The following is a 19,254-nucleotide window of genomic DNA, read 5'->3' on the forward strand; positions in this document are numbered from 1 at the left end:
GCCCAACGATTGAATGACGGAGCGGGGCATGAAATTTGCAGCGGTGCTGAACCGCGACGGCGGCACCTTGCGCACCACGGACCTTGCCGCTTTTTCCGACAGGATGCGTCAGACGCTGGAGACCGCTGGCCACTCCCTCAGCATTGATGTTGTTGCCGGCAAGGACGTGGTGGAGACGCTCGACAGCGCCGCATCGCGCCGCTCGGTCGATGTCGTGCTGGCTGGCGGCGGCGACGGAACCATTTCTGCCGCGGCCGCCCGGCTGATGGGCACCAGGAAGGCGCTTGCCATATTGCCGGCCGGCACCATGAACCTTTTCGCGCGCGGCCTGGGTATTCCGCAGTCCCTCGATGCCGCGCTGAAATCCTTCGCTGACGGCGAAATCATCGCGGTCGATATGGCCACGGCCAACGGCCGGCCCTTCGTCCATCAGTTCTCGATCGGTATGCATGCGAAAATGGTGCAACTGCGCCAAAAAATGGAATTCGGCTCGCGCCTGGGAAAGATCCGCGCCACGGCCAAGGCGGCTTGGGCGACGATCAACAATCCACCGGCGATGAACGTGACGCTCAGCATCGGCAATGCCGAGATGGCGGCCCGCATTACCGGCATCGGCATCACCAACAACCTGTTCGGCGAAGGCCACCTGCCCTACGCCGACAACCCGGCGGGCGGCGTGCTCGGCGTCTATGTCACGGTGGCGCAACAGCGTGCCGAATTGGTCAAATTCTTCTTCAACATGGCGCGCGGCAAGTGGCGCGACAACGAACACGTGGAGATCCATCAGGCCGACCGAACGGTCCTGAAAATCCATTCGGGCAGTAGGAGGTTCCGAGCGGTCATGGATGGTGAACTGGTCAGGCTTGACCGTGAGACGACGATCGAAATCAAGCCCCGTGCGCTGAATGTCCTGGTGCCGGCCAGCATCGCCGAGGCAAAGGCTGCCTGATGCGATCTCGGGCGATGAAGGCTGAAAATCTAGCCGCTTGGCGCGCTTCCTTGCTCTGTCGCCGGCGTCTTGGCCACTTCACCATAGATTTCGGCGATGCCCCAGGCAACGAAGGCCAGCAGCAGCGCGGCAATCAGGATACGCAAGCCGTGCCAGCCCCACCGCCCCTGACGCGCTTTGTCTCCGGGAATGATCTTGGCCATGGCCGGTCTCCTTTCGCGCCAACTGGCGCGCGCGGCAAAACACGGTCGGGTAACGGTTCCTCGCTAGGATGGTTCCGGGGAAGCCGGCTGGCTGTAGGCCGGCGGATCCGTGAAGCCGGCAAGACCGGGACGGGGCATCGGGGACTTGGGTGAATAGCAAGGCGGGAACAGTGCCGGATCTGCCGGCCGAAGTTGCGCGCGCGGTCAAGGACGAGGACCGGCTGGCCGTGCTGCATGGGCTGAAGGTGCTGGACACGGCGGCCGATCCGGATTTCGACCGCATAGGCAGCCTTGCCGCGGCGGTGATGAAGGCGCCGATCGCCTTGGTGACACTCGTCGACCGCGAACGGCAATGGTTCAAATCCTGCGTCGGCTTGGACGAGACCGAAACCGTGACCGACATCTCCTTCTGCGCCCATGCGATAGCCGCCGGCGACGAGCCGATGGTGGTGACGGACGCAACGACGGACCCACGTTTCAAGGCCAACCCGCTGGTCACCGGCAAGAACCACATCCGCTTTTACGCCGGCGCGCCGATGGTGGTGGCAGGCGCCCGCATTGGCACGCTGTGCGTGCTCGACCGCAAGCCGCATGCCTTTCCGTCCCGCGCCAGGCTCGACCAGTTGAAGGCGCTCGCCGGTCTCGCCGCCAGTCTGTTCACCTTGAAGGACGCGACCCACAGCGGCGCCATCGCCCAGGCAGCGCTGGTGCGTGAGGAAAAGCGGCGTGCCATCGCGCTCGATGCGGCCTCGCTTGCCAGCTGGGCCTGGGACATCCGCACCGACATCATCGAATGCGATGTCCGCCTGTCGGAGCTGTTCAACCTGCCGCGCTCGAACCGGCTGCGGGCGCGCGACATCCTCACCGCCATCGATCCGCGCGACGTCTACCAGACCGAAACCCGCTTTCGCGACGCCTTGACCGGCAGCGACGACTATTTCGGCGAATACCGGGTGAAGGGCTTTCATCCGCCGCGCTGGCTCGCCACGCGCGGCCGCGTCATCGAGCGCGACGGCGACGGCAGGCCGACGCTGATCTTCGGCGTCAACTACGACATCTCCGAGCGCAAGCTTGGCGACGAGCGGCAACGTCTGCTGCTGCGCGAGCTCAACCACCGCGTCAAGAACACGCTGGCGACCGTCCAGGCGCTGGCGACGCAGACCGTGCGCCATGCCCGCCAGCCGAGCGAATTCCTCGAAGCCTTCGGCGCCCGGCTTCAGGCCCTGGGCATCGCCCACAATCTGTTGTCCGACCGCGAGTGGCGCGGCATCGGCATCCGTGAACTCGTCCAGATCGAGGTCATGCCTTTCGACAGCGCCGAACAGCCGCGCATGACGATCTCCGGCGACGATGTGCTGCTGTCGCCGGACCAGGCCGTCGGGCTTGGCCTGATCCTGCATGAGCTGGCCAGCAATGCGCTGCAATATGGCTCGCTGTCGGTGGCGTCCGGCAAGGTTGATCTCGACTGGAAGACGCAAGGCAGGAAGGGTGCCCGACGCCTTGTGCTGACCTGGCGCGAAAGCGGCGGCCCGCAAGTCGCCCCGCCGGAGCGACACGGCTTCGGCTCGATCCTCATCCGCCGCAGCCTCGCCAAGGTCATCTCAAGCGAAGTGACGCATGAGTTCCGGCCGGAAGGCGTGTTTGCCGAAATATCGATGCCGCTGGAAGATCTGTCGAAGTGACCGACATGTTCCCGGACCGAAGGTCAACGAAACGAGCGGAAGCCGGTTTTCGAAGATCATGGTCAAAGAGAAAACGACCTTATTTATGCTCGCCATCATCCGGATCGTCGGGCTTCATGTTTTCGCGGTAGATGGCGTAAGCGGCCAACGCCACGGCCGGGCTCAGAATGACGCTGAGACCGCCTTTGCCCTTGAGCAGCGTCGGCAGCACGGCGAGCGCCGCGGCGATGCCTATCGCCTTCATGTCGGCATTGCGCTGTTGCGCCCTGCGCCGGGCCCGCGAACCTGCGGATATCCGGTAAATCAGCAGGATCAGCCCGGCAAGCACCAGGAAACCAGCGCCAAAGCCTAGCGCGGTCGCAAGCGACCCGTAGCGGGTCGCCGTCCAGATATAGGCTGCCCCGATCAGAAAGCCGAGCCCGCAGAGCGCTGCTGCCATGGCGAGCCCATAGACGATTGCCGCCGTGCGCGCCCGGCGCATGGCGGCAACGGTTTCGCCCGATGCCAGACCGGAAATCAGGGATGCGAGTATTCCCATCTTGAATGCGACTAGCGACGCGCGAGAAGCGCGAAGAGAAAGCCGACGCCGGCAGCGATCGCCAGCGACGTCACCGGCTTTTCGCGCACGCTGGCCATCATCTGCGCCTCGATATCCTTGGCATTGCTGCGCAGATTGTCAAAGGCGGCTTCGCCCTGCGCACGCAGTTGCTCGACCCCTTCCGTGGCCGCACGGCGCGCGGTGCCATAGCCATGCTCGCCGGTCTTGGCCAACTGCTTGGTGAGCTTGTCGATATCGGCCTTCAATTGCCTGATATCGGCTTCGAGGTCTGAATTCGACCGGCCCTCGTTTGCGGCCTTCCCTGCGGCAGTTGCCATTGCTTAACTCCTTGTGATTGCTCGATTTCAAACGCGCCGCATGGCTCAAAGGTTCCGGCATCAGGCACAAGTACAAGAAAACGCGTGCGCGCGCACCCGATCCGCCGGCCCTGGCAAAAAGGCGCTTCGTCAGATCAGCGGCCGGCGCGCCTCGCCCAGCCCCTCCCAGCCGGCGAGTTGCTTGAGCCTTTCATTGTCGGTGACCTCGCAACCGCCGTCGCGCCAGACAATCAGCTTGCGATCCATCAGCTTGCGGATCGTCTTGTTGGTATGGACCAGCGACAGGCCAAGCGTGTCGGCTATGTGCTGTTGGGTGATCGGGATCTGGACGGATTGCTTGCCATTCAGCCCAACGACCTTGGCCCGGCTGCCGATGAAGGCGATAAGATAGGCGGCGCGCTCGATTGCGCTGCGCCGCCCGAGGCTGAGCAGATTCTCGTCCAGCATGCGCTCTTCGCGCGATGCGATCCAGGTGATGTCGTAGGCCAATCCAGGGTGATTGCGGTAGAGCTCGTGGAGAGACTCACGTTCGAAAACGCACAGCAGCATCGGCGACAAGGCCTCGACGGAATGCTGCATCTCACCCATCACACTGCCTTGCAGTCCGATCAGGTCGCCAGGCATGAGATAGTTGAGGATCTGGCGGCGGCCATCCCGCAACAGCTTGTAGCGAAACGCCCAGCCGGAGAGCACGGTGTAGAGATGGGCGCTGTGGCTTCCTTCCACCAGGACCGTGGCGCCCTTGTCGACGGCGAGCTCGCCCTTCTTGAATTCGCTGATGAAGGCCAGTTCCTGTTTTTCGAAGTCGCGGAAAATCGGTAACGGCCGCAACGGGCAGTTCTCGCAAGGGTACTGGCGGCTGGAGAAAACACGACCGTTCTGGCCTGACATTTCGACCCCTCTTCGAAACCCCGCTCCTTTGGAGCCCATTCCAGGAAAAGTCCGTAACGGCGTTCCGTCCGGAATCGCGTCAAAACAAAGAGATAGAGCAGTTCGCCGTTTCCGTGATTTCCGTGAAACGATGAAACGCTCCAGAAGGCTGCGTCTCAACGCGTTGCGCGGATCGAGGTTCCGGAACGGACACATGTCTTTTTTAAATGACAGCTCACCAAATAACGATCATGACTCGGTGCGTTTCACGGAGTCCTTGCCTGTGCCCCCTTTGCTTGACGGATTGCGGATTCTGGTCCTGGAGGATGAATTTCTCATCGCCATGGATGTCGAGCAGCTGTGCCGTGACCATGGCGCCGGCGAGGTGGTGATCGCCCGCGATCTGACCGAGATCGACGGCCGGCAGGTCGCCACGCACTTCGACGCCGCCATTGTCGACCTCATGCTGGGTGGCGCCTCAACACTCGATTTCGCCTCTGGCCTGCGCGCCGCAGGCGTCCCGTTCGTGTTTGCCTCGGGTCATTCGGACCCCGATGAAATCAAGGCATCGTTTCCGGGCGTCAGGCTGGTCGGCAAGCCCTATTCGGGTGAAGACCTCATGCAGGCGGTGGCGACGGCCTGCGGGCGCGCATCTCCCGATTGAGACGCGATCCCAGCTCCTGCTGATCGCGCCTTCCATCGCAGGTCAGCCGACCGGCGACCCCGTTACCTGAGCCGAAATTGCATCCGGACCATACTCATCTTCCCCGGAGATCTTCAGGATCTCCTGCAATCGCGTGCGGGCCCGGCTGACGCGGCTCTTGATCGTCCCGACCGCGCAACCGCAGATTTCGGCGGCCTCCTCGTAGGAGAAGCCCGACGCGCCGATGAGGATGATGGCTTCGCGCTGGTCCTCCGGCAACTGTTCGAGGGCGCTGCGAAAATCCTTCAGGTCGAGCTGGCCATGCTGGGCCGGATGAACGGCAAGTCTGGCCGTCATGATGCCGTCGCTGTCCTGCACCTCACGCCCGCGCTTGCGCATCTGCGAATAGAATTCATTGCGCAGGATGGTGAAAAGCCACGCCTTGAGATTGGTGCCGGGCTGGAAGCTCTCATGCTTGTCCCACGCCTTGACCAGTGTTTCCTGGACGAGGTCGTCCGCCTTGTCGGCATTTTGCGTCAGCGACACGGCAAAGGCGCGCAGGCTTGGGATTGCCCCAAGCAGATCGGTCTTGAAGCCTTGTGAGACCGCTGCCATGCCTCATTCCTTTTTCTGTGCGGGTTCGGCCTGTTCCAGCTGACTGAGCAACTGGGAGAAGCGATCCGGCACATCGTCAGAGACCAGCTCGTCGTAATATTGTTTGAGTTTGCGTCCGATTTCGGAATTCGGCCCGAGTGCGTCACCGGAACCGTTCCGGCGCCTGCCCGCGACGCCAGCCAGAATATCTTTCGTCATATCCTTCATTTCGCCCTTGTATACCCAGCGCCCAAGCCGCTCACAATATTACTCAACACAACGCAAGCGTCACCCTCGTCCGGTCGCCCATCCCGACTTCAAACGCAGCCCCGGCGCATTAGTTCCATCAGGCCGGAACTTTTTCTCAGTATCGGCGTTGTTTGTCGGGGCTTGCAATCAGCTTGACCTGCAATCTATGCAATCACGTCATTCTGAGGGAGACGTCTTACCATGAGCTTATCCGCCACCATCGCACCACACCTGCCGTTCCTGCGCCGCTTCTCGCGGGCCGTTTCCGGATCGCAGGAGAGTGGCGACGCGCTGGTCGCCGCGATGCTCGAGGCCATCATCGCCGATGTCGACATCTTTCCCGAGGCATCGAGCGACCGCATCGCGCTGTACAAGGTTTTCGCCAAGCTGTTCACGTCGATCGCCATCCGCGTTCCGCAGGAGCATGCGCAATCGGCCTGGGAGCAGCGCGCCGCCGCCAATCTGAATGCGATTGCGCCACGTCCCCGCCAGGCCTTCCTGCTGGTTGCCGTCGAAGGCTTCAGCGAGGACGAGGCGGCCGAGATCCTCGATGTCGGCGACCAGGAATTTTCCGAATTGCTCGCCGAGGCAAGCAACGAGATATCCCGCCAGGTGGCGACGGACGTGCTGATCATCGAGGATGAACCGCTGATCGCCATGGATATAGAGGAAATGGTCGAGAGCCTCGGGCACCGCGTCGTCGGAACGGCGCGCACCCATGCCGAGGCGGTGACGATGTTCGGCAAGATGCGGCCGAAGATGGTGCTGGCCGACATCCAGCTTGCCGACGGCAGCTCGGGCATCGAGGCCGTGAACGAGATCCTGTCGTCGACATCGGTGCCGGTGATCTTCATCACCGCCTTCCCCGAGCGTCTCTTGACCGGCGAACGCCCCGAGCCGGCCTTTCTGGTCACCAAGCCGTTCAACCCCGACATGGTCAAGGCGCTGATCAGCCAGGCGCTGTTCTTCGATCGCCAGGCGAAAGCCGCCGCGTAAGGGTCTCGGCACTTCCTGACGGTACGACACCACACAAAAGGCCGCCTCAGGCGGCCTTTTGGCATGCCGGACCGGTCATCGGCGAATTCCCGGCGCCACCCTTGCCCAGAACGATTTGCAAGCATCGTCTTTTTCGGCAAATGGTGGAACAAACCGCATCTACCCACGTTTTTATCACACCATTCGAAGGAGATGGATCATGCTTTACTGGGCGCTCGTATTTCTCGTCGTGGCAATCATAGCCGGCGCGCTTGGTTTCGGCGGCATCGCTGGCACCTCTGCCGGCATCGCGCAGATCTTGTTTTTCATCTTTCTCGCTTTCCTGGTCATTTCGCTTCTTGCCGGCCTGTTCAGACGGGCGTGAGAACTGAGTGATCATCCGAGCGAACACTGGAAGCCGCACCCCTCAAACGGTTTCCAGCCACCGCCGGGCGGTGTCCTTCAACGGACACCGCCCGGCGGACCGCTTTTGGAGGCCGGTTTTCGAGGAAACTCTCTTTGGGAACCCATTTGACAGTGAGCCGTTCAGCCTAATGGGTGGACAGGTCGATGCGTTCCAGGACCGGAGACAGGAAAGACGACGTGCCAAGCGATGAAGTCATCGCCCTGCATCCCGCCGAAAGTGGCATGCAACTTGGCCGAGCTCTTCTTCACGCGCTGCACAATGCCGGCATTTCCGTTCTCTATCAGGATCGCGAGTTGAAAACGGTATGGGCGCGCAACATGCGTGCGCCCTGGGTTTCCGACACCGCGGACGCCAACGGTATCCTGCCGGCGGTGCAGGTCGACCGCATCGGTGCGGCCAAGCGCGACGTCATCGCATCCGGCAATCCGCAACGCCTTGAAATCAGTGTTCCAACCGAAGACGGTTTTCGCTGGTTTCAGGTCTGGGTCGACGCCGACCATGGCGATGGCTGCACGGTCCAAGGTGTTGTCACCACGATGGTCGAAACGACCGATCAGAAGCGCCGTGAGCAGACCCTGACGACGCTGTTGCGCGAAGTCAGCCATCGCTCGAAGAACCTCCTAGCGATCATTCAAAGCATAGCCACCCAGACCGGGCGCTATTCCGATGGCATCGCTGATTTCCTGACGCGCTTTCGTGGCCGGCTGCAATCGCTGGCCTCGTCCCAGGATCTGGTGACCTCCTCGAACTGGCGAGGCGCGGCACTTCGTGAGCTGGTGTCGGGCCAGGTCGGTCGCAACGGGGTGGATCCGTCGCACGGCCTGCGCTTCCGCGGGGCAAATCCCTATCTCAATCCCAACGCCGCGCTGCACATCGGCCTTGCCATGCACGAACTCGCCGTCAATTCGGTCAGCTATGGCGCCCTTTCGCGTGCGGACGGCGTCGTTGATGTAACGGCTGATCTTGACGTCGCTGCCGGCAGCCTCGCGCTGTCACTGATATGGGCCGAAGCGATACCGGCGAGCGACATCGACATCGAGCGCAGCCAGAAGCGCTTTGGCAGTGTCGCGCTCGAGCGGGTCGTGCCCGCCTCCCTGAACGGAACGGCGAAGCTTGAGATAATGCCCGGCCGCCTTGAATACCGCCTTGTCGTTCCGCACGGCAATTTCGAGCCGGAGTAAGCGCCGCGCCTTCGCCAGTCCTTAACCGGCTATTCACCATAAAAGCGGATGCTGGTTTTCCCAGATACCCACTGGAGCCTTCCGCAGTGGCGAACAGTGCCGCGGCAGGACTTGCAGCATGGTGCGGGAGGAATGGCGGCTTGATGGCTGGCGACTTGAACAGGCTGGAGCAGGCCGCTCGGATGTCGATGGGCGGGTTTCAGGACCAAGAGGCGCCCGCGTCACCACTGCCTGCTGCTCCTCACGCCTCACTGCGCCTTGCCGGCCTGGGTCTGACCGCCGTGATCATCGCGGTCGTCCTGTTCCAGCTGGTCTCCTGACGTCCATCGCACCACGCCTGCCATCGCGGCGGCGCCGGACTTGCCCGTTGCGCCGCGTTATTTCGCTGGTCGGCGCTGGCAGCCCAGGAACTTTGGCGACTACGGACCGTTACTATGGCGAGAGGACATGTCGCCATGGAACACATCGCTGCATTGCTGCTGGTCATCGGCTGCTCGAACACGATGGCCGACTGCCATGAGCTCCAGGTGCCGGTAAGCGTTTTCGAGACCGCAGATCAATGCGTCGCCGAACGGCCGTTCGCCCTGGGCGACGTGCAGGGGCAGGCCCAGCACATCGTTGCCAAATGCCTTGCCGTCGATCCGGCGCTGGAAGACGACTATGATCAAATCGTCTGGAAGGTGCGCCCGGATGGCAGCCTCGACGCTTCGCTGGCGATTTCCAGCGTCGTCATGGCGTCAAATATGGCACGCCCAGAAAAAGAACAATAGATTCGAGCGGCAAAGGCCGTTTTTTCGTGCTAAACGACGGTTGGAGCTTACCAAAGTGTGGACACAAAGTGAGGAGTGACTCTATGCGGAAGATGATTATTGCCATGATTGCGGTGGCTGCCCTTAGCGGCTGCACCAGCACCGAGCAGGATGTCGTTGGCGGCGGCTTGATTGGCGCCGGTATCGGCGGCCTGGTTGGCGGCGGCAAGGGCGCGCTGATCGGTGCGGCTGTGGGTGCCGGGTCTGGCCTGCTGGTTCGCAGGCTGCAGAACGGCTATTGCCAGTATCGCGATCATCGCGGCCGGATCTACACGGCCCGCTGCAACTAGTCGGCGATAATAGTCGAAACATCGATCCGGAGACCGGTCCGCCGGTCTCCGGATTTGCATGCGTGGGGCGCTGTGGTCGTGACGCCAGCCAACAGGTGTTTCAGCCCGTCAGCGGAATTCTGATTTCCACCCTCAGACCATCGGCCTGATAATCGCGATGGATCGTGCCGCGCAATTCGCGTGTGACGTTGAGGTCGATCAGCTTGGTGCCGAATCCGGTCTTGGCAGGCGCTTCGAGTTTCTTCTGCCCGGTTTCCCGCCAGTTGAGAACCAGTGCCCTGTCGCTTCCGCGCCCTTCGAGCGACCAGTCGACCTTGAGCGCGACAACCGAATTGCCGGCTTCGCCATATTTCAACGCATTCGTCGCCAGTTCGTGAAAGGTCAGGCCGAGCGCCTGCGTCGTGGTTTCGTCGAGCAGCACCTGCGGCCCCGACAAAAGCCCTTCGGGCAGCTCCTTGCCGAACACCTGGCCGAGCTCTATGCGCAGCAGATCGCCAAGATCGGCCTTCTGCCAGCGCGAGCGCGTCAGCATGTCCTGGGACGCCGCCATCGCCTGCAGCCTGGCCGAGAAGGACGAGGAGAATTCGTTGATGTCGGTCGCCCGCGAAGCCGTCTGGCGCGCGATCGCCAGCACCCTGGTGATCGAATTCTTGATGCGATGCTTCATCTCCTGCAGCATCAGGTCTTTTTCAAGCAGGCTCTTTTCCGTCGTTTCGTGCAAACGCGACGCCGCTTCATAGGCCCGCTCCTGGTAGCGCGCCACCAGCGCGATGGCGCCCGCCAGCAGCAGGCCGAGCAGCCCCAGCATCACCGGAATGGCGCGCGACGACGGCTGCGAGAAGGCGCTGGTCGGCCGGAACAGGACCGTCCATGGCCGGCCGGCCACCGTGATCTTGCGGGTGACCAGCAGCCTGTCCCCGAAGGATGAGGCCGGCGGCGTCTCCGATCGGAACAAGAGATTGTCGCCATTCACCTCGCCGTCGTAGATTTCGGTGTTGACCGGCAGCAGCGGCGACCGGCTGAGCGCTATCTGGAACAGGTCCCGGGCCCTGAAAGCCGCATAGAGAAAGCCGGCCGTGGATGATCTGGACGCATTGATGACATCGGGTGCGGTTTCGACATTGAGCCGCACGAGGACGAGGAAGCCGGTGAACGTCTGCGCGGTGCCCGTGTTCTGGCCCAGTTGCACCAGCCCGCTGGCGTGCTGCTGGTCGTCGGACATTGCCTTTTCGATGGCCGCGCGCCGCACCGGTTCGCTGAACATGTCGTAGCCGATGCTGGCCTGGTTGGACGGATCAAGCGGCGCGAACAGCACGATGGGCGCGCGCCAGGGTTGCTTGCTGTCCGGATAGATCGGATGGCTGACGCCATCGTCATGCAGCATATCGCGTTCGACCGCCGCCTCGTCTCCGGCCTTCACCAGCCTGAGGAAGCCGATACCGCGCAAGCCGGCGAAATTGTTGTCGACATCGAGTGCGTTGAAGAACGCCTTGAATTCGTTTTGGGAGATATCGCCGTTGCGGGCATCGAACAGGGCCCGTGTCGACCGCAGCAGCGACAGATGCAGGTCGATGCGGCTCTCGATCCGGTTGAGTGCGTCGTCGGCCGTCGCTTCGAATTTGATGCGGGCCGCCTCCTGGGTTGCGAAATAGGCAAACCCCGCCATCGTCATGCTGATCAGCGCAACGGCGATGAACGCGACGATTGGAAAAAGCTTCTTCAACGGATGATGCGGTCCATGGGCAATGTCGGACCTTTATGCGCAAGTCGCCGTGCCAACACAATGGCAAGGCCAAGCCATCATGACAGCTGGCACATCACATGACCGGCAATGCGCCGAGGCGGCAAACCCTAGGCGGCGATCTTCAACGCGCCTGGCCCGGGAATGGCGCCGGGCGGGCATTTGCCCAGAATGATCATGCCGAGCACCTCGTCCTGGGTCACATCGGTGGTGCGCGCGGTGCCGACGACCTGGCCGTTCTTCATGACGCAGACCCGGTCGGCAAGCTCGAACACGTCGTGGATGTCGTGACTGATCAGGAAGATGCCGATGCCGTCGGACTTGAGCTGCTTGACCAGTTCGCCGACCTGCGCCGTTTCCTGCGGACCAAGTGCCGCCGTCGGCTCGTCCATGATCAGGATGCGCGCGTTGAACAGGATCGCGCGCGCGATCGCCACCGACTGCCGCTGTCCGCCCGACAGCTTGATCACCGGATCCTTGAAGCGCTGGAAGCGGGGATTGAGCCGGCCCATCACCTTGCGCGCCTCGGCCTCCATCGCAACGTCGTCGAGCGTGCCCCAGGCGGTCATCAGTTCGCGGCCGAGAAACAGGTTGGCGGCGGCATCGACATTGTCGGCCAACGCCAGCGTCTGGTAGATCGTCTCGATGCCATATTTCTTGGCGTCGCGCGGGTTTGAGATCGATGCCTCCTCGCCGTTGACGAAGATATGGCCCGCGTCGCGCTTGTAGGCGCCGGACAGGATCTTGATCAGCGTCGACTTGCCGGCGCCGTTGTGGCCGAGCAGCGCCACGACCTCACCGGGGAAAAGATCGATCGAGGCGTCGTCGACGGCGCGGATGCCGCCAAAGGCGATCGAGATGTTCCTCATGTCGATCAGCGCGGTGGCTGCGGGAGCGGTTTTGTCTGTCATGATCCTTGTCCTCCCCTAGACGCGCTTGCGATAGACGGTGTCGAGCCAGACCGCGACGACGAGCACTGCGCCGACGACGATGCTCTGCAGCGGCGAGTCGATGCCGAGCAGCACCATGCCGGACTGGAGCGACTGCATCAGCAGTGCGCCGAGCATGGCGCCGAGCACCGTTCCGGAGCCGCCGGCAAGCGAGGTGCCGCCGATCACGGCGGCGGCGATCACCAGCAGCTCGTCCAGCGTGCCCAGCGCATTGGTCGCCGCGTTGAGGCGGGCCGACGAGATCGCCGCGCTGATCGCGGCCAGCACGCCCATGATCATGAACACCTTCATGGTCACCCAGCGGGTGTTGATGCCGGCGAGATTGGCGGCCTCCGGATTGCCGCCGATGGCAAAGACATAGCGGCCGAAACGGGTGCGCTTGGTGATGAAGGTCATGACGATACCGACCGCGACCGCCATCAGTACCGGTATGGCGATGCCGTGGGCGATGAACAGCCCGCCTTCGGGAATGGTGATGCCGTTCTGCTGTGCATACTGGCGCACGATGCCGATTGGCCATGGATAGGAATTGGCGATCCAGACGGCCCCAAGGATGGCAGCGCAACTGACCACCCCGAGAAAGGTTTCCGCCCAGACGGGGCGCAGTGGAAAGTTGAACCGTTTGCGCTGCGACCGGCCGTTGAGCAGCGCGAAAGCGACAGCCGCGCAGGCGACGATGCCGACGATCCAGCTGGCGCTGGCGCCGATCGAGCCCCGTGGTCCGCCGCCCATCAGCTGGAACGTAGCGTCGAGCGGCGCGACCGTGCGCCCATTGGTGATCAGCCATGCCATGCCGCGCCAGACCAACAGACCGCCCAGCGTCACGATGAAGGCAGGAACGTCGAGATAGGCGATGATGAAGCCCTGGAAGGCGCCGATCACCAGACCAAGCACCACGCCGGCGGCCAGTGCGATGATCCAGAGCCAGGGATTTCCAAGCTGGAAACCGATGACGCGAATGAGGAATTCTGCTTGCGCCACACCCATGATCATGCCGATCACGCCTTCGACGGAGCCAACCGAAAGGTCGATGTTGCGCATGACGATGACCAGCACCATGCCGGTCGCCATGATTGCGACCGACGAGGTCTGCACCGACAGGTTCCAGAGGTTGCGCGGCGTCAGGAAAAGTCCGCCCGACAGGATGTGAATGCCGACCCAGATGACCAGCAACGCACCGACCATGCCAAGCATGCGCGTATCGAGTTCGGTTGCCTTGAGGAAGCGTCCGACGGCGCTTAGTTCGGACGCACGCGCCCGGTCTGCGGGCGGATTTGCGGCAGGCCCGTTAGAGGTCGTGTCGGTCATGATATCCTCCCACCGGTTTGCCGTCTGGCGCGGATGCCGGAAACACGATGCTATTTGCTTTCCGCGGTCATTTGAAGCGGAATGCCTCTTGAGAAACGCCGCGGCCCTGGGGCCGCGGCGCCGAGATCGAACCGGGATCGGTTCGGTTTTAGTTGCAGGCCGCGACGGCACCGGCGGCGACGCCCGCGCAGACTTCGTCCTTCTTGATCCAGCCGGCGTCGATGACGACGTTGAGATTGTCCTTGGTGATGGCAACCGGGGTCAGGAACAGCGACTTGACGGTGTTGCCGCCAGGCGTCGTGAAGTCCTTGACGCCGGCGATGTCGGTCATCTTCTTGCCGTCGGCCAGCTGCGTGGCGATCTCGGCGGCATTCTTGCCGAGCTCGCGCGCGTCCTTCCACACCGACACGGTCTGCGTGCCGAGCGCGATGCGGTTCAGCGCGGCGTGGTCGCCGTCCTGGCCCGAGACCGGCACGGCGCCGGCAAGGCCCTGCGCCGTCAGCGCCGCGACGACCCCACCGGCGGTGCCGTCATTGGCCGCGACCACGGCGTCGACCTTGTTGTCGTTGGCGGTGAGGAACTGTTCCATGTTCTTCTGGGCGTTGGCGGGCAGCCAGCCGTCCGTATAGGCCTCGCCGACATTCTTGATCTTGCCGCTGTCGATCGCGTCCTTGAGCACTTCCATGGAGCCGGCGAACAGGAAATCGGCATTCGGGTCGGCGCCGGAGCCCTTGATGAAGACATAGTTGCCTTCCGGCTTGACCTTGAACACTTCGCGGGCCTGCATGCGGCCGACTTCCTTGTTGTCGAAGGTCAGGTAGAAGACGTCCTTGTTCTCGATCAGCCGGTCATAGCCGACGACCGGAATGCCTTCGTCCAGCGCCTTCTGCACCGCCGGACCGATGGCCGAGGCATCCTGCGCCAGGATGATCAGCGAGTTGGCGCCCTGCGAGATCAGGCTCTCGACATCGGTGAGCTGTTTGCCGGGATTGGATTGCGCGTCGGCGGAGATGTACTTGTCGCCGGCTGCCTCGATCGCCGTCTTCATGGCGGCCTCATCGGTCTTCCAGCGTTCTTCCTGGAAGTTGGACCACGAAACGCCGATGACCTTGTCCTTCGCCTGCGCGACCGACGCGAGCGTCAGCGACATGGCGACACCCGCCAGGATGGCGGCTGTGAATCTTTTCATATTATCCTCCCTGCGCCGCGTATGGCGCGACCAAACTGGCCCGAAGGCCGGCACAGAGGCTCTATTTTTTCGAGCCTCGAAAAAATACTGATCTAACACCCGAACGCTGTCAACATCGATTCTGGTGGATTTTGATGTCCCTCTGAATTTTTTTCGAGCTCCGGAATAAATAATGACAGGATGGTGGCCTTCTGCCAGAATTTGTCTGGCGCATGTCGCCCCAAAGGTGCGCAGTGGTTTGGGGACAACGACACGCGCGGAAACAAGTGCCTGAAGCGCCTCGCGCTTTCAGGCTTCGCTGATGGCCTTCGGGAGGCAACGAGAGGCCGCGGCGACCGGGAGGATGTGAAAAGCATGTCGGTCGGAATCCGCCACGACGATCTGCGCCGCCGCAACCGGGCGATGGTGATTGCGGCCGTGCGCCGCGCCGGACAGCCGTCCCGCACCGAGATCGCCGCGACCACGGGCCTCAGCCATTCGACCATATCGGCGATCTCCGCCGACCTCATCGGCGAAGGCATCCTGACCGAGAGCAAGCCGAGCGAGGCCGGCTCGCTCAAACGCGGCCGGCCGCAGGTCGGCCTCGGCCTCAATCCGGAAGCGGCGGCGGTGATGACCGTGGTGCTGTCGCTGAACTTCCTCTCGGTCGCCGTCATCGACTATGCAGGCCAGGTGATCGCCGAGGAACAGCGCCGGCTGGACACGCTGACCATGTCGCGCGACGCGCTGATCGACGAATGCGTCGCCATCGTGCGGCGCCGCATCGAGGATCCCGATCTCGACGTCCGCAGCGTCGCCCGCATCGCGCTGGCGATCCAGGGCATCACCGACACGCGTGCCCGCGCCATGCTGTGGTCGCCGATCACGCCACACACCGATATCGCCTTCGCCGACATACTCGAAGACGAGTTCGGCATCCCCGCCACCATGGAGAACGACTGCAACATGATGGCGGTGGCGCTGCGCTGGCGCGATCCGCAGCGCTACCGTGACGATTTCATCGCCATCCTCTTGTCGCACGGCATCGGCATGGGCCTGGTGCTGAAGGGCGAGCTGTTCACCGGCACCCATTCCTCGGGCGGCGAGTTCGGCCACATGATCCATCGGCCGAACGGCGCGCTGTGCCGGTGCGGACGGCGCGGCTGCGTCGAGGCCTATGCCGGCAACTACGCGATCTGGCGCAATGCAAGGCAGCTGGGCGAGGACACCGAGCCGGTCGCCGATGTCAGTGACGCTGACATGCGCGCCCTGGCGACCGCGGCGCGCGAAAGGGATGGACCCGAGCGCGAGGCCTATCGCAAGGCCGGCGAGGCGCTCGGCTACGGTCTCGGCAGCCTGTTCGCGCTGATCGATCCGGCGCCCGTCGCAATGGTCGGCGTCAGCGCCGCGGCCTTCGACCTGATCGAGCCTGCCTTGCGCGAGGCGATAGCCCAGACCGCCGGCGGCCAGCACTCGAAATCGATTTCCTTCGACACCGAGCCGAACGAACTGCCGCTGATCCGCGAAGGCTGCGCCATGCGCGCGCTGACCTTCGTCGACCAGGAGATTTTCGCGCCGGGCGCGCAGGCAAGAACGGGTGCCGGAAAGAACGTTGCCTGACGGTCAGGGCGAAACTCAATCATTCTGAACGACCGAGTTCGACCCATTGCGGACATCAATTGGCAATGTGTCTGCCTGTATGATCTGCTGATGTCCCGTTCGTTGGTGATCAACTTCAACATAGATCAGGCCGAGCTTTACGGCCTCATCCATCGTGTTCGCAACTTCGGTGAGGACGTCTACCGCTTCCTACGAACCAACGGCTGGGGCGAAATTGATATCGGCGAGGTCGATGCGGCCACAACGCAACTGATCATGCGAGACATCAAACATTCAAAGCTCCGGCGCGTTACTGCCTGGGTCGAAGAGGAGATGAGGCGGCAACATCTGTTGGGAGAAGTCGAAGTCCGCTAACCACCCTCTTCACGGCATTGGCGACTGCCTGCTGACTGGAGTTTTGATCTTGGAGTCCCATCCCGTTCTTATCGGGATGGGACAAGCTCTAGTCTTCGCGGATCGCGTATCCCGCCCCCCGGATGGTGCGGATGACGTCGGGCATGCGGCCATTGTTGACCGCCTTGCGCAGCCGGCCGACGTGGACGTCCACCGTACGCTCGTCGATATAGATCGTCTCGCCCCAGACATTGTCGAGCAGCTGACTGCGCGAAAACACGCGACCGGGATGGCGCATCATGAATTCGAGCAGGCGGAATTCGGTAGGTCCGAGCCGGATCTCGCTCTTCTTGCGATAGACCCGGTGCGATTCACGATCGAGCACGATGTCGCCGACCTTGAGCACGCTGGACAGCACTTCCGGCTTGGCGCGGCGCAGCAGCGCCTTGACCCTGGCCATGAACTCCGGCGTCGAGAACGGCTTGACCAGATAATCGTCGGCCCCGGTGGAGAGGCCGCGCACACGATCGCTTTCCTCGCCGCGCGCGGTCAGCATGATGATCGGCAGCCGCTCCGTCTCGGGACGCATTCTTAGCCGGCGACAGAGTTCGATGCCGGAAACCGCGGGCACCATCCAGTCGAGCACCAGAAGGTCGGGGACGTTCTCCTGCAGGCGAATTTCGGCCTCGTCGCCGCGCGTCACCACCTCGACCTGGTAACCCTCGGACTCCAGATTGTAGCGGAGCAGCACACCCAGCGGCTCCTCGTCCTCCACGACCATGATGCGTGGCGCGATCATCGACTGGTCACCCCTGTCGTCATGCCGCCGGCGCGGACATTGCCGTCTCGTCCTGCTTCGGACGATTGGCGGGCAACTGCTTGCCGGTCAAAACATAATACGCATTTTCCGCGATGTTCGTGACGTGATCGCCGATGCGCTCGAGGTTCTTGGCGCAGAACAAAAGATGCGTGCACGCGGTGATGTTGCGCGGGTCTTCCATCATGTAGGTCAGCAGTTCGCGGAACACGGAGGTGTACTTGACGTCGATGCGCTCGTCGGCGGCGCGCAGTTTCGCCAGGGCCTCGGCGTCGCGCGCCGCATATTCCTCGATGACGCCCTGCACCTGGATCAGCACCAGCTGCGCCATGGTGTCGATGGAGTGCGACAGGTCGCGCGGCGTGACGCTTAGGCCGACGGTGCCGACGCGTTTGGCGATGTTCTTGGCAAGGTCGCCAATGCGTTCAAGGTCGCCGGCCATGCGGATCGAACCGACGACATGGCGCAGATCGTCGGCCATCGGCTGCCGCTTGGCGATCAGTGTGATGGCGCGGTCGTCGAGCTCGCGCTGGCGCGCGTCCATGATCGCGTCGTCGGAGACGACGCGTTGGGCCATGGCGTTGTCGGAACTCAGCAGCGCCTTGGTGGCACCGCTGACCATCGAGCTGGCGAGATCGCCCATGTCGCTGATAAGCCTGCGGATCTGTCCGAGATCCTCGTCGAAAGAAGCGACGGTGTGTTCGCCCATGATCTTAGTCCTCGTATGCCTGAGCTCAGCCGAAGCGGCCAGTGATGTAGTCCTGGGTGCGCTTGTCGTCGGGGTTGGTGAACATCTTGTCGGTAGCGCCCTCCTCGACCAGATAGCCTAGATGGAACATCGCCGTGCGCTGCGACACGCGCGCCGCCTGCTGCATCGAGTGGGTGACGATGACGATCGTGTAGTTCTGGCGCAGTTCGTCGATCAGTTCCTCGACGCGAGCGGTGGCGATCGGGTCGAGCGCCGAGCAGGGCTCGTCCATCAGGATCACCTCGGGCGACACGGCGATGGCACGTGCGATGCACAGGCGTTGCTGCTGGCCGCCGGAAAGGCCGGTGCCGGGCTCCTGCAGGCGGTCCTTGACCTCGTTCCAGATCGCCGCCTTCTTCAGGCTCTGTTCAACGATCTGATCCATGTCGGCCTTACGCTTGGCCAACCCATGGATGCGCGGGCCATAGGCAACGTTCTCGTAGATCGACTTCGGGAACGGATTGGGCTTCTGGAACACCATGCCGACGCGCGCCCTGAGTTCGACGACATCGATGCTCTTGTCGTAGATATCCTCTTGGTCGAGCGTGATCTTGCCGGTCACCCGCGCCGAGTCGATGGTGTCGTTCATGCGGTTGAGGCAGCGCAGGAAGGTGGACTTGCCGCAGCCGGAAGGGCCGATCAACGCCGTCACCTGGTTCAGGCGGACGTCGAGATTGACGTCGAACAGCGCCTGCTTCTCGCCGTAGAACACGCCGACCTTGTCGCCGCGCATCTTGATGACTTCGTTCGATTTGGCGCTCATTTTATCGCCCACTGCGTTTTCAACAGACTGTTCGGTCATGATGTTCATACCAAAATGC

General features: G+C 62.7%; 24 protein-coding genes. 11 read left to right on the top strand and 13 right to left on the bottom strand.

What is annotated here, in order from left to right; all coding sequences use genetic code 11:
* Positions 1 to 28: 28 nt before the first annotated feature.
* The gene (locus tag ACFSQT_RS32385) at positions 29 to 949 is read left to right on the top strand and encodes a diacylglycerol/lipid kinase family protein (RefSeq protein ID WP_379025740.1); all 921 of its coding nucleotides are present in this window, start codon (positions 29 to 31) and stop codon (positions 947 to 949) included.
* 29 nt (positions 950 to 978) lie between these two features.
* Here ACFSQT_RS32385 and ACFSQT_RS32390 read toward each other — a convergent pair whose 3' ends face one another.
* On the bottom strand, positions 979 to 1,152 hold the full coding sequence (locus ACFSQT_RS32390; RefSeq protein ID WP_379025742.1) for a hypothetical protein: 174 nt from the start codon (positions 1,150 to 1,152) through the stop codon (positions 979 to 981).
* Positions 1,153 to 1,322: 170 nt separating this feature from the next.
* Between ACFSQT_RS32390 and ACFSQT_RS32395 the strand changes: the two genes are divergently transcribed.
* On the top strand, positions 1,323 to 2,834 hold the full coding sequence (locus tag ACFSQT_RS32395; RefSeq protein WP_379025806.1) for a sensor histidine kinase: 1,512 nt from the start codon (positions 1,323 to 1,325) through the stop codon (positions 2,832 to 2,834).
* Between the two features lie 79 nt (positions 2,835 to 2,913).
* On the opposite strand, the gene ACFSQT_RS32400 is transcribed toward ACFSQT_RS32395, so the two are convergent.
* The 3 genes from ACFSQT_RS32400 to ACFSQT_RS32410 all read right to left on the bottom strand — a co-directional run bounded on the left by ACFSQT_RS32400 (position 2,914) and on the right by ACFSQT_RS32410 (position 4,601).
* The gene (locus ACFSQT_RS32400) at positions 2,914 to 3,372 is read right to left on the bottom strand and encodes a hypothetical protein (RefSeq protein ID WP_379025744.1); all 459 of its coding nucleotides are present in this window, start codon (positions 3,370 to 3,372) and stop codon (positions 2,914 to 2,916) included.
* Positions 3,373 to 3,383: 11 nt separating this feature from the next.
* On the bottom strand, positions 3,384 to 3,710 hold the full coding sequence (locus ACFSQT_RS32405; protein ID WP_379025746.1) for an ElaB/YgaM/YqjD family protein: 327 nt from the start codon (positions 3,708 to 3,710) through the stop codon (positions 3,384 to 3,386).
* Positions 3,711 to 3,839: 129 nt separating this feature from the next.
* Positions 3,840 to 4,601 carry a Crp/Fnr family transcriptional regulator gene (locus tag ACFSQT_RS32410; protein WP_379025748.1) on the bottom strand — a complete coding sequence of 254 codons (762 nt, stop codon included), beginning with the start codon at positions 4,599 to 4,601 and terminating at the stop codon, positions 3,840 to 3,842.
* 130 nt (positions 4,602 to 4,731) lie between these two features.
* Between ACFSQT_RS32410 and ACFSQT_RS32415 the strand changes: the two genes are divergently transcribed.
* Positions 4,732 to 5,244 carry a response regulator gene (locus ACFSQT_RS32415; RefSeq protein ID WP_379025750.1) on the top strand — a complete coding sequence of 171 codons (513 nt, stop codon included), beginning with the start codon at positions 4,732 to 4,734 and terminating at the stop codon, positions 5,242 to 5,244.
* 42 nt (positions 5,245 to 5,286) lie between these two features.
* On the opposite strand, the gene ACFSQT_RS32420 is transcribed toward ACFSQT_RS32415, so the two are convergent.
* Positions 5,287 to 5,838, bottom strand: a complete 552-nt coding sequence (locus ACFSQT_RS32420) for an RNA polymerase sigma factor (protein ID WP_379025752.1) — start codon at positions 5,836 to 5,838, stop codon at positions 5,287 to 5,289.
* Between the two features lie 3 nt (positions 5,839 to 5,841).
* A complete protein-coding gene (locus tag ACFSQT_RS32425) occupies positions 5,842 to 6,045 on the bottom strand; it encodes a NepR family anti-sigma factor (RefSeq protein ID WP_379025754.1) in 204 nt (67 codons plus the stop codon).
* A gap of 222 nt (positions 6,046 to 6,267) precedes the next feature.
* Between ACFSQT_RS32425 and ACFSQT_RS32430 the strand changes: the two genes are divergently transcribed.
* The 6 genes from ACFSQT_RS32430 (at position 6,268) to ACFSQT_RS32455 (ending at position 9,748) form a co-directional block, all read left to right on the top strand.
* Positions 6,268 to 7,062: a response regulator gene (locus ACFSQT_RS32430; RefSeq protein WP_379025756.1), complete on the top strand. Its 795-nt coding sequence runs from the start codon at positions 6,268 to 6,270 to the stop codon at positions 7,060 to 7,062.
* A 199-nt stretch (positions 7,063 to 7,261) separates the two neighbouring features.
* The gene (locus tag ACFSQT_RS32435; RefSeq protein WP_010911886.1) at positions 7,262 to 7,426 is read left to right on the top strand and encodes a DUF1328 domain-containing protein; all 165 of its coding nucleotides are present in this window, start codon (positions 7,262 to 7,264) and stop codon (positions 7,424 to 7,426) included.
* A gap of 185 nt (positions 7,427 to 7,611) precedes the next feature.
* Positions 7,612 to 8,649, top strand: a complete 1,038-nt coding sequence (locus tag ACFSQT_RS32440; protein ID WP_379025759.1) for a sensor histidine kinase — start codon at positions 7,612 to 7,614, stop codon at positions 8,647 to 8,649.
* Positions 8,650 to 8,792: 143 nt separating this feature from the next.
* The gene (locus ACFSQT_RS32445) at positions 8,793 to 8,969 is read left to right on the top strand and encodes a hypothetical protein (RefSeq protein WP_379025761.1); all 177 of its coding nucleotides are present in this window, start codon (positions 8,793 to 8,795) and stop codon (positions 8,967 to 8,969) included.
* Positions 8,970 to 9,104: 135 nt separating this feature from the next.
* Positions 9,105 to 9,419 (top strand): hypothetical protein, encoded by a 315-nt coding sequence (locus tag ACFSQT_RS32450; protein ID WP_379025763.1) that lies wholly within the window; start codon positions 9,105 to 9,107, stop codon positions 9,417 to 9,419.
* A gap of 83 nt (positions 9,420 to 9,502) precedes the next feature.
* The gene (locus ACFSQT_RS32455) at positions 9,503 to 9,748 is read left to right on the top strand and encodes a YMGG-like glycine zipper-containing protein (RefSeq protein WP_258590249.1); all 246 of its coding nucleotides are present in this window, start codon (positions 9,503 to 9,505) and stop codon (positions 9,746 to 9,748) included.
* 100 nt (positions 9,749 to 9,848) lie between these two features.
* Here the strand turns inward: ACFSQT_RS32455 and ACFSQT_RS32460 are convergent, their stop codons facing one another.
* From ACFSQT_RS32460 to xylF, 4 genes are all read right to left on the bottom strand, one after another.
* Positions 9,849 to 11,471 (bottom strand): CHASE domain-containing protein, encoded by a 1,623-nt coding sequence (locus ACFSQT_RS32460; RefSeq protein WP_379025765.1) that lies wholly within the window; start codon positions 11,469 to 11,471, stop codon positions 9,849 to 9,851.
* Between the two features lie 128 nt (positions 11,472 to 11,599).
* On the bottom strand, positions 11,600 to 12,400 hold the full coding sequence (locus tag ACFSQT_RS32465; protein WP_379025767.1) for an ATP-binding cassette domain-containing protein: 801 nt from the start codon (positions 12,398 to 12,400) through the stop codon (positions 11,600 to 11,602).
* A gap of 15 nt (positions 12,401 to 12,415) precedes the next feature.
* A complete protein-coding gene (locus ACFSQT_RS32470) occupies positions 12,416 to 13,747 on the bottom strand; it encodes a sugar ABC transporter permease (protein ID WP_379025769.1) in 1,332 nt (443 codons plus the stop codon).
* 148 nt (positions 13,748 to 13,895) lie between these two features.
* Positions 13,896 to 14,936, bottom strand: coding sequence for a D-xylose ABC transporter substrate-binding protein (xylF, locus tag ACFSQT_RS32475; RefSeq protein WP_379025771.1), 1,041 nt, complete (start codon positions 14,934 to 14,936; stop codon positions 13,896 to 13,898).
* Between the two features lie 354 nt (positions 14,937 to 15,290).
* Here xylF and ACFSQT_RS32480 point away from each other — a divergent pair, with 354 nt between their 5' ends.
* On the top strand, positions 15,291 to 16,535 hold the full coding sequence (locus ACFSQT_RS32480) for an ROK family protein (RefSeq protein ID WP_379025773.1): 1,245 nt from the start codon (positions 15,291 to 15,293) through the stop codon (positions 16,533 to 16,535).
* A 90-nt stretch (positions 16,536 to 16,625) separates the two neighbouring features.
* Positions 16,626 to 16,889, top strand: a complete 264-nt coding sequence (locus ACFSQT_RS32485; RefSeq protein WP_379025775.1) for a hypothetical protein — start codon at positions 16,626 to 16,628, stop codon at positions 16,887 to 16,889.
* An 88-nt stretch (positions 16,890 to 16,977) separates the two neighbouring features.
* Here the strand turns inward: ACFSQT_RS32485 and phoB are convergent, their stop codons facing one another.
* Genes phoB through pstB form a run of 3 tightly spaced genes read right to left on the bottom strand, consistent with a single transcriptional unit; the run spans position 16,978 to position 19,244 of the window.
* Positions 16,978 to 17,667 (bottom strand): phosphate regulon transcriptional regulator PhoB, encoded by a 690-nt coding sequence (phoB, locus tag ACFSQT_RS32490; RefSeq protein ID WP_010911896.1) that lies wholly within the window; start codon positions 17,665 to 17,667, stop codon positions 16,978 to 16,980.
* Positions 17,668 to 17,686: 19 nt separating this feature from the next.
* Positions 17,687 to 18,394: a phosphate signaling complex protein PhoU gene (gene phoU, locus ACFSQT_RS32495; RefSeq protein ID WP_379025777.1), complete on the bottom strand. Its 708-nt coding sequence runs from the start codon at positions 18,392 to 18,394 to the stop codon at positions 17,687 to 17,689.
* Positions 18,395 to 18,419: 25 nt separating this feature from the next.
* Entirely contained in the window at positions 18,420 to 19,244 is an 825-nt protein-coding gene (gene pstB / locus ACFSQT_RS32500; protein WP_379025779.1) for a phosphate ABC transporter ATP-binding protein PstB, read from the bottom strand.
* Positions 19,245 to 19,254: the final 10 nt, after the last annotated feature.

This window comes from Mesorhizobium calcicola, assembly GCF_042682105.1.
Lineage (GTDB): Bacteria > Pseudomonadota > Alphaproteobacteria > Rhizobiales > Rhizobiaceae > Mesorhizobium > Mesorhizobium calcicola.

What these genes read in the sequence shown, in the direction of transcription:
- ACFSQT_RS32450 (WP_379025763.1), top strand. Translation starts at nt 9,105, where the DNA reads ATGGAACACATCGCTGCATTGCTGCTGGTCATCGGCTGCTCGAACACG.
- pstB (WP_379025779.1), bottom strand. Translation starts at nt 19,244, where the DNA reads ATGAACATCATGACCGAACAGTCTGTTGAAAACGCAGTGGGCGATAAA.
- phoU (WP_379025777.1), bottom strand. Translation starts at nt 18,394, where the DNA reads ATGGGCGAACACACCGTCGCTTCTTTCGACGAGGATCTCGGACAGATC.
- xylF (WP_379025771.1), bottom strand. Translation starts at nt 14,936, where the DNA reads ATGAAAAGATTCACAGCCGCCATCCTGGCGGGTGTCGCCATGTCGCTG.
- ACFSQT_RS32420 (WP_379025752.1), bottom strand. Translation starts at nt 5,838, where the DNA reads ATGGCAGCGGTCTCACAAGGCTTCAAGACCGATCTGCTTGGGGCAATC.
- ACFSQT_RS32480 (WP_379025773.1), top strand. Translation starts at nt 15,291, where the DNA reads ATGTCGGTCGGAATCCGCCACGACGATCTGCGCCGCCGCAACCGGGCG.
- ACFSQT_RS32385 (WP_379025740.1), top strand. Translation starts at nt 29, where the DNA reads ATGAAATTTGCAGCGGTGCTGAACCGCGACGGCGGCACCTTGCGCACC.
- ACFSQT_RS32390 (WP_379025742.1), bottom strand. Translation starts at nt 1,152, where the DNA reads ATGGCCAAGATCATTCCCGGAGACAAAGCGCGTCAGGGGCGGTGGGGC.
- ACFSQT_RS32435 (WP_010911886.1), top strand. Translation starts at nt 7,262, where the DNA reads ATGCTTTACTGGGCGCTCGTATTTCTCGTCGTGGCAATCATAGCCGGC.
- ACFSQT_RS32485 (WP_379025775.1), top strand. Translation starts at nt 16,626, where the DNA reads ATGTCCCGTTCGTTGGTGATCAACTTCAACATAGATCAGGCCGAGCTT.
- ACFSQT_RS32425 (WP_379025754.1), bottom strand. Translation starts at nt 6,045, where the DNA reads ATGAAGGATATGACGAAAGATATTCTGGCTGGCGTCGCGGGCAGGCGC.
- ACFSQT_RS32400 (WP_379025744.1), bottom strand. Translation starts at nt 3,372, where the DNA reads ATGGGAATACTCGCATCCCTGATTTCCGGTCTGGCATCGGGCGAAACC.
- ACFSQT_RS32415 (WP_379025750.1), top strand. Translation starts at nt 4,732, where the DNA reads ATGAAACGCTCCAGAAGGCTGCGTCTCAACGCGTTGCGCGGATCGAGG.
- ACFSQT_RS32465 (WP_379025767.1), bottom strand. Translation starts at nt 12,400, where the DNA reads ATGACAGACAAAACCGCTCCCGCAGCCACCGCGCTGATCGACATGAGG.
- phoB (WP_010911896.1), bottom strand. Translation starts at nt 17,667, where the DNA reads ATGATCGCGCCACGCATCATGGTCGTGGAGGACGAGGAGCCGCTGGGT.
- ACFSQT_RS32405 (WP_379025746.1), bottom strand. Translation starts at nt 3,710, where the DNA reads ATGGCAACTGCCGCAGGGAAGGCCGCAAACGAGGGCCGGTCGAATTCA.
- ACFSQT_RS32410 (WP_379025748.1), bottom strand. Translation starts at nt 4,601, where the DNA reads ATGTCAGGCCAGAACGGTCGTGTTTTCTCCAGCCGCCAGTACCCTTGC.
- ACFSQT_RS32445 (WP_379025761.1), top strand. Translation starts at nt 8,793, where the DNA reads ATGGCTGGCGACTTGAACAGGCTGGAGCAGGCCGCTCGGATGTCGATG.
- ACFSQT_RS32455 (WP_258590249.1), top strand. Translation starts at nt 9,503, where the DNA reads ATGCGGAAGATGATTATTGCCATGATTGCGGTGGCTGCCCTTAGCGGC.
- ACFSQT_RS32470 (WP_379025769.1), bottom strand. Translation starts at nt 13,747, where the DNA reads ATGACCGACACGACCTCTAACGGGCCTGCCGCAAATCCGCCCGCAGAC.
- ACFSQT_RS32430 (WP_379025756.1), top strand. Translation starts at nt 6,268, where the DNA reads ATGAGCTTATCCGCCACCATCGCACCACACCTGCCGTTCCTGCGCCGC.
- ACFSQT_RS32440 (WP_379025759.1), top strand. Translation starts at nt 7,612, where the DNA reads ATGCGTTCCAGGACCGGAGACAGGAAAGACGACGTGCCAAGCGATGAA.